Source organism: Paraburkholderia sp. EG286A, assembly GCF_040965375.1.
In the GTDB taxonomy this organism is placed as follows: domain Bacteria; phylum Pseudomonadota; class Gammaproteobacteria; order Burkholderiales; family Burkholderiaceae; genus Paraburkholderia.
In genome coordinates this window covers 86,943-93,306 of the sequence record NZ_JBFRCB010000015.1, presented here as the reverse complement: position 1 = coordinate 93,306, position 6,364 = coordinate 86,943, and the positions used below count along the sequence as shown (strand labels likewise).

The following is a 6,364-nucleotide window of genomic DNA, read 5'->3' as shown; positions in this document are numbered from 1 at the left end:
AAACGCTTTCAGATCAACCAGTTGAAAAACCGTCAAGTTGCAAAAGCGTGTGAGGCCGCTCAGCCTAGCTGCAAGCGGCTTCTAACGCCGTTACCGCCAGAAAATTCACGAAAAGGACGAATACCCCATGAGGCAATCCTGCCCGCGGCGAGCCGTGCAGGGACAGACGTCGCGCCCGGTCGAGCGGCTGGGCTGGGCTCAGCTCATGGGTCAATACGCAGCCACGAGCGCCGCGACGGGCGGCGCAAGCGACTCTGACCGGCAGCGCGAGGGCTACGAATTTGAAGTGGAGATTCATATCGAGCAGGATGCTGGTCAGAATTGCCGCCTGAATCATAGTGGCGCCCCAAGTCATCGCGCAATGCGGCTGTAAAGATAAGTCTTCTTATCCTAAGACATCCATTTATCTATTAAACTGCGCGATTTCAAAAATTGCCGGATGCGGTCCCGCGCCCCGCCCTCCGCTGAACCCGTCGGCTTGCCCGGTGCCAGTGAACCCGCAATCGTCAACTCCAGTGCGATGAAAGCGCGGCTCCTGAGCTTCGCGTCAGTCCAGGCGTTTGCATCTGTCGACCCTCCGCGTTCGCCCTGGTAACTCGCGACGGCGCTAGAGCCGATATAAAAAATGGCGGTTCACGAGGCGTAGAATACGCCCTTCAATCAACGCATCCGGATCCGGGCGCGGCGCCGCGAATACCCTGAAAATCCAGCCTCCGAGTGTGTCGTGGGTTGGCGAACGGGCGTGTTATCAGCCTGACGGCAAGAAAAAACGAAGCGCTCCATGTGACTTCGTACAAGGGTGTTCTCCATGCAGCCAGGCATCGGAATATGGGCGTCTTGCCTGGGCGGCTCGCCAGGCTTGGGGAAGCGTGCGTAGTACGGCATCAACTGATTAGAGAACGAAAGAAACATGCAAACCGTTGCGGTACTCGACTTCGAAACAACCGGGCTTTCGCCGAATCTGGGCGACCGCGCTACCGAGATTGCTGTCATCCTCCTGCGTGACGGCCAGATTGTTGATCGTTACCAGAGCTTGATGAACGCAGGACGGCGCATCCCGTCCGATGTCGTTGCTCTCACCGGCATCACGAACGACATGATCGCGTCGGCTCCTCCTGTATCGAAAATCATGAGGGAAGCGGCAGCGTTCGTTGGAAACCATCCCGTCGTTGCCCACAACGCCGGTTTCGACAAGCGGTTTTGGCAGGCAGAACTGGGGCTTCTTGGAGTGCCAGCGGAGCATTCATTTGCCTGCACGATGCTCGTCGCCAGGCGGATCTACCCACGCGCCCAGAGTCACCGCCTGTCTAGTTTGGCGGAGATGCTTCGGTTACCGGAATCGGGTCGTGCTCATCGGGCGATGGTCGACGCTGAGGTCGCCAGCCATCTATGGTGCCGATTGCAGCACGACATCGCTCAAACTTACGGGCTGAAGCGAATCGATCACGCCCTCATGGCTCGATTGCAGAAAACCAGCAAGGCGAAGGTCGCGACATTTCTGGGCTCGCTGCCTAATGGTGGGCACTAAAGTAGCCAAATTCAACGGCGAACTCTCCACGGAACTGAGGACACGCTTACGAACGTAATGCGCGATGGCACGCCTAAATGTCGAGATTATGCGAAACGCGTAAATAGGCGCCGTTGACTTCCTTCTTGGAAATTTTCTTGGGAATATGACGCTTTCGGCGACTACACTCTCATCTAGCAAGCGCCGAGGGTCGGCAAGCGTATATATGGCGGTTCCGGTATCCGCCTAGTTGCGGCTAGGGGCTTGACCGCAAACGCCACGGCATTGCGATGTGAGAAGCGACAATCTTGGACTCAAAAATCCGATTGGGAGGCTTTTATGGCCGATGACTCATATTTAACTATCAAGCTCAATGAAACGTATGCTCCATTTCCTCCCCCGACAAGCGTGACGGAAGCATATGCGCTCAAGATTTTGGATTTTATACAAGAATTGGGTGTACAGGACAAGGGCATAATAGCCGTCGCGACCCCGCAGGGCACGAAGATCACCACCGTTTACGTGGCCTTGTCAGCAGGCCTTCTAAGCGGCCTGACCGAAAAAATAAAGGGGGGATACAGCGCAATCGAAAAACGCATGCAGCAAGGATTCGAGAAAGTATCGTTGCGGCTTTGCACAGACATTTCTCTGGTTAAGCAGCACTGCAAGCGACCAAGCTGCGCTGAACCAAAAATTCTCTCCGAGATAGTCAAGCTTGGCAAAAAAATAGGAAGTCTTTGCGTAATCGGCTTCCCGGATAACGAAATAGAAGGCTACGTTGTGATCGGTACGAGCAATACAACCTATCTGCACCCATGCCAGGATTGCAAAAATTTGGGAGGATCTCACTCAGAACGCCTCAAGTAGGGATAACCGCGCCCGCTTCACTACAAACGGATTTCCATAGCTGTTCTCAAAAGCGCCCTTGGCTCACGCCTTGGGCGCTTTTTTCGTTCGTGTTATCCCCACGACCGGGAATCAGCCAGCGATCAGCAATTTCGTTCGATCCTTTCCAGCGATCCACGCCGGAGCCCTACCGCGACCGCTCCACGTTGCGCCTGATACCGGATCAGCGTACTTAGCTTCAACAGGCCCCCTTGCCGTACCCGCAGATTTCGCGCGAACCGTCCGGATTTGAACGATTTCGTGCAACCCGTAATCGTCAACAAGCTTGCGAATCTGCTCCAGGACGGCGGGAATTTCCGTTTCCTGTGCTTCTCGAATCTTTGCTTCCAATTCCTCGCGTTGCGCCATAAGCTCGCGGTAACCCGCTTCTCTAACAACTGCCATTCCGTCCCCCGGTTTGATTGGTCCAGTAGCTAAAGCGCTACAGGTCAAAATTATAAACTTGCGCCAGTACCCGTCATGTAACTCCAGCCTCGGACAGAACGAGCACTTCGCACATGAGACTGCGGGAAGGGAATGCGCGCGACGGTCGCGCCTCAAAAGAATGCCGTGCCCATCCGCCAGGAAAGGCTACCACGTTGATTCGCCCGCGCAGCACGGCCCAATCTAACAATCGTTGACAGTTGTAGAGGAAATGTTCACGTAGCATTGTTTTACGTAAAGACAGACATAAAAGTCATGCTCCCGCGACCTGTCGCCATCCTTGCCACCCTACTCCTAAGCGCCGCGATTCTTGTCCTCGGTTTGATCATGACCGGACTTTGCCTGTAACGCCCCGTTGAATACGCACACATAGTTCGCCTCAACTGCGGCGGCAATGCCAATGGTGCGGCGGCACGCCCCGTCAATGAGAAGGCTAGCCACGGCGTTTTAGTCTTCTGGGTAAATCGTGGAGAACGCTTCGTGACCGACCGTGAATATATCGAACACGCAGCGCGTCTATACAAGGACCAATGCGAACAGCGTGGCTGGATATACCATCCTCCGTCCGCCAATCTATCCGAAGTTGTGAGCGACGGTCACTATAGGAACGTCGTGCTGCGAAACGAGGCTGGCGAACTGGCAATCTACCGCATAGGCAAGCTTGTGATGCTACGAGTTAAGTGAAGCCCCGATAGCTTATCGAAGCGGCGATACAGAAATGCCCCGCTGACGGCTTCGCGCGCCCCGCGCCAGGTGCGGGTTCTTTTCATTCGTCGTCAGCGCGCTGTATGTCCGTCTTGCCATTCATGTCAATCGACAACCTGAACAACTTCGTTTCACCAGGCTTGAGCGCGGTTTCGCGCTGGGTCCATTCGCCTTTCACAAGCGAGCAAAGGCCCTTGCCTTGCGGGTCGCGCCCAGAACGCAACAGGACTTCTCCGGCCGGGACGATGAAGCGCGCGGTTTCCCCTGTATCGAGGCGCGCAGCAAGCTTGCCATTGATTGAGACGGCATAGAAGCATGCGCCGCCAGTGAAGCCCGAATCACGCGTGATGACAAGCATACCGGAGTCAATGCCTGGCGGTACGGTCTGGTACGCCGTTACGCGTTCGCTGGGAGCCTTGGTTGCTGATGTTAGCGACATTGGTTCGGATGCGCAGCCCGTAAGCGCGATGGCCCCCGCGAGTGCGGCGGCGCGAATGATGCTTTTCATTGTTTTCCCTGTTGCTTGTCGTCAGGCTTTCACTTCAGGAAAACCATAACCATCGAGAATACGAAGGCGACAATAACGAGTATCCTCCATACCATCTGCTCCCCTTCGCTGCGACTGTTGATGTACGCTGCCAGATGGCTCTTTCTGCGATAACGGCGCTTTGCCATTTTTTTCCCCGATGTTGTTATCCGCCTCATTGCATTGGGCGCGTGCTCAGTGTATCAGCCGGTTCGCGTGCATCAAAGACAGCCAGAACACCACGGCGCTGTCATTTTCGCTTGTATGCCTTGGATTCGGGCGCTGAAAAAGCGCCCCAATGTGCGCCCACCCACCAACCGTCCAGGCGCTTCGTTCCCACCCCCTGAGTAGCAGGCTCCCGGAGCTGTTCCTGGCCAGTATGGGCAGTCGGAGACGTAGAGCGCAGCGGAACGGCCCCTTCAGCCCAAGACGGCCCTCTTTTCCCTATTCCTCACTTGCTCAGAGCGAGCGAAGCGAGCTACTGCCGAAAGCGGTGCGCTGCGTAGGGCGCCAGCCCGAAGGCGCGGTGCTTTCAACGTCAGCATGACCAGCAATCCGGGAATCCATCTGGGGATCGGATTGCGGCCGTCGTAACCTGGCAAGGCCGATCGATAGGGAAATTCAGTGCGCCCATGTCAACCGCAGCAAGGCGCGTGCGAAGCTGAAGGGAGCGACAACTGACGAGCAACGCGCCAAGGCACAGGCCAATTTCGACGAGTGGCAATCCGTACTCAATGACCTGATCGCGCGTCGCGACAACGTACTAACCGAAGCGGCGTAATCATTCGCGCTATCGCGTCTCACGACCTCCCCCGCCCGCAACGGCGGCGGCGAATTTATATATTTCGAGCAGCGAAAATTAGATTCGAAATTTCCACGCTCGACCGCAAAAACGGCTCTGTCTGTCGCTCGCCTGCCAGCAGAGATATTGAATCTTTCCAAAACTCTCCAAAACCTCTGATCCTCCCTGCTGGCGGGGAACTCACTTCGCAACCAAGTCGGAACCACAGATCGTTCCTGCGGCTGCGGCGCGTGGCTGGACCATTGGAAGAAATACACTGGCGCATCCACTGCGCCGCTCTGCACGGTCTCAGGGTGCAACGAGACCGCCACTGTTGGAGCGCACGTGGAACTCCACAAGGTGGAAAACCAAAAGGGCAAGAGCTATATCGCACCGATGTGCGCGACGCACAATGGTAAGCACGGGCTTGCGCTGCAATCCAAGCCGGGTATCAGGCTCGCACGCGGGAACGTGAAGGAAACTTGCGGGCAGGCGTAAAAGCTTCAAGTCGGATACGCCCCGTTGCCGAGCGAGGCGTTTCCGATCTCACGCGCATGCGTCTTTGGGGGTTTCAAAAACCTGCTAGATCGAGACTTTGGCCAATTGACTGTTTAGATACAACAGGGAGCAAAGCAACGATAATTTCCATTCATGGGGCGCGGACACGAATTTCGGCGCTGATGAGAGCCAACACATGCAAGCGTTGGCTCCCTTCAATATTTCATCACGAACCGTCAGATGGATATCGTGATTCATTTGCGAGTGGAACCATTTCAAGATATCTCTTTTTTGCAGATTCAAGAATGCGTTGCTTATGCGGGAAATTCAGAATAGATCCGTGGAGCATCGACATAATTTTATCGAGACTCTCCCTATCTTGAGGCGGTTTAGTACCACCGTACAGCTTAAGCAAAATAATCTCGTCCACATCAACGCGCATTACGTGTCTATCTATGATGTCCAACCGCCGTTCAATTTTAGAGCCGTAACCTGAATTCGACTCTTTGATAACGGGCAACAACATCACCCATCCTTCTGAATGGTGTGTTTTCAACCTGCCGACGTTGATTACATGATCACCGTGTATATGTTTTAGGGCGAGATCCATTCTCGCGACATGTTCTGGTAGCGGATCGTGGCGTTCTATCCCATTCGGCCCAATCGTTCCACGAGGGATAAAGCATCGCCTTATATGCACTTCCATAGCATCGCGATATCGCCGGTAGCGGACTCGGACCCAGACAGCTTCGTATCGCTCCTCCCCGTATTCTTCGTTGACCACCAAGCACGCGTTGTCCAGTGTGTGCCCATCTAGGCTTCGGATCGTCAGCCCCTTACTTTCCGCCCATACGCTGAGCCCACTGAACTTGGCAAACATTGCTGGTGGAAATGCTCCATCGTTGCTTATGATGTGGTCTTCAATATTCCATCGCGCCGTCATCAGAAAGGCACTTGCGCCATCCGGAAGCGGATCATGCGGAAGAGGTTGTCGATTATTCATATCGGTTGATTCTGC

Annotated in this window: 6 protein-coding genes; 3 read left to right on the top strand and 3 right to left on the bottom strand. The window is 55.0% G+C overall.

Translation table 11 applies throughout. The annotated features are described in order from the left end of the window. The first annotated feature begins 910 nt into the window (after positions 1–910). A complete protein-coding gene (locus AB4Y35_RS39925) occupies positions 911–1,528 on the top strand; it encodes a PolC-type DNA polymerase III (RefSeq protein WP_368708663.1) in 618 nt (205 codons plus the stop codon). A gap of 318 nt (positions 1,529–1,846) precedes the next feature. Further along, entirely contained in the window at positions 1,847–2,374 is a 528-nt protein-coding gene (locus tag AB4Y35_RS39920) for a hypothetical protein (RefSeq protein ID WP_368708662.1), read from the top strand. A 111-nt stretch (positions 2,375–2,485) separates the two neighbouring features. Here AB4Y35_RS39920 and AB4Y35_RS39915 read toward each other — a convergent pair whose 3' ends face one another. Together AB4Y35_RS39915 and AB4Y35_RS39910 are read right to left on the bottom strand one after the other, a co-directional pair. Continuing rightward, positions 2,486–2,797 (bottom strand): H-NS family nucleoid-associated regulatory protein, encoded by a 312-nt coding sequence (locus AB4Y35_RS39915; protein WP_368708661.1) that lies wholly within the window; start codon positions 2,795–2,797, stop codon positions 2,486–2,488. Positions 2,798–3,602: 805 nt separating this feature from the next. After that, positions 3,603–4,049, bottom strand: coding sequence for a hypothetical protein (locus tag AB4Y35_RS39910; protein ID WP_368708660.1), 447 nt, complete (start codon positions 4,047–4,049; stop codon positions 3,603–3,605). A gap of 1,144 nt (positions 4,050–5,193) precedes the next feature. Between AB4Y35_RS39910 and AB4Y35_RS39905 the strand changes: the two genes are divergently transcribed. Further along, complete coding sequence (locus tag AB4Y35_RS39905; protein ID WP_368708659.1) at positions 5,194–5,346, top strand: hypothetical protein; 153 nt, start codon at positions 5,194–5,196, stop codon at positions 5,344–5,346. A 226-nt stretch (positions 5,347–5,572) separates the two neighbouring features. On the opposite strand, the gene AB4Y35_RS39900 is transcribed toward AB4Y35_RS39905, so the two are convergent. Then, positions 5,573–6,349: a hypothetical protein gene (locus AB4Y35_RS39900; RefSeq protein ID WP_368708658.1), complete on the bottom strand. Its 777-nt coding sequence runs from the start codon at positions 6,347–6,349 to the stop codon at positions 5,573–5,575. Positions 6,350–6,364 lie beyond the last annotated feature (15 nt).

Bases quoted from the DNA above. Each gene is read 5' to 3' on its own strand.
- AB4Y35_RS39925 (WP_368708663.1), top strand. From the start codon at position 911: ATGCAAACCGTTGCGGTACTCGACTTCGAAACAACCGGGCTTTCGCCG.
- AB4Y35_RS39910 (WP_368708660.1), bottom strand. From the start codon at position 4,049: ATGAAAAGCATCATTCGCGCCGCCGCACTCGCGGGGGCCATCGCGCTT.
- AB4Y35_RS39920 (WP_368708662.1), top strand. From the start codon at position 1,847: ATGGCCGATGACTCATATTTAACTATCAAGCTCAATGAAACGTATGCT.
- AB4Y35_RS39900 (WP_368708658.1), bottom strand. From the start codon at position 6,349: ATGAATAATCGACAACCTCTTCCGCATGATCCGCTTCCGGATGGCGCA.
- AB4Y35_RS39915 (WP_368708661.1), bottom strand. From the start codon at position 2,797: ATGGCAGTTGTTAGAGAAGCGGGTTACCGCGAGCTTATGGCGCAACGC.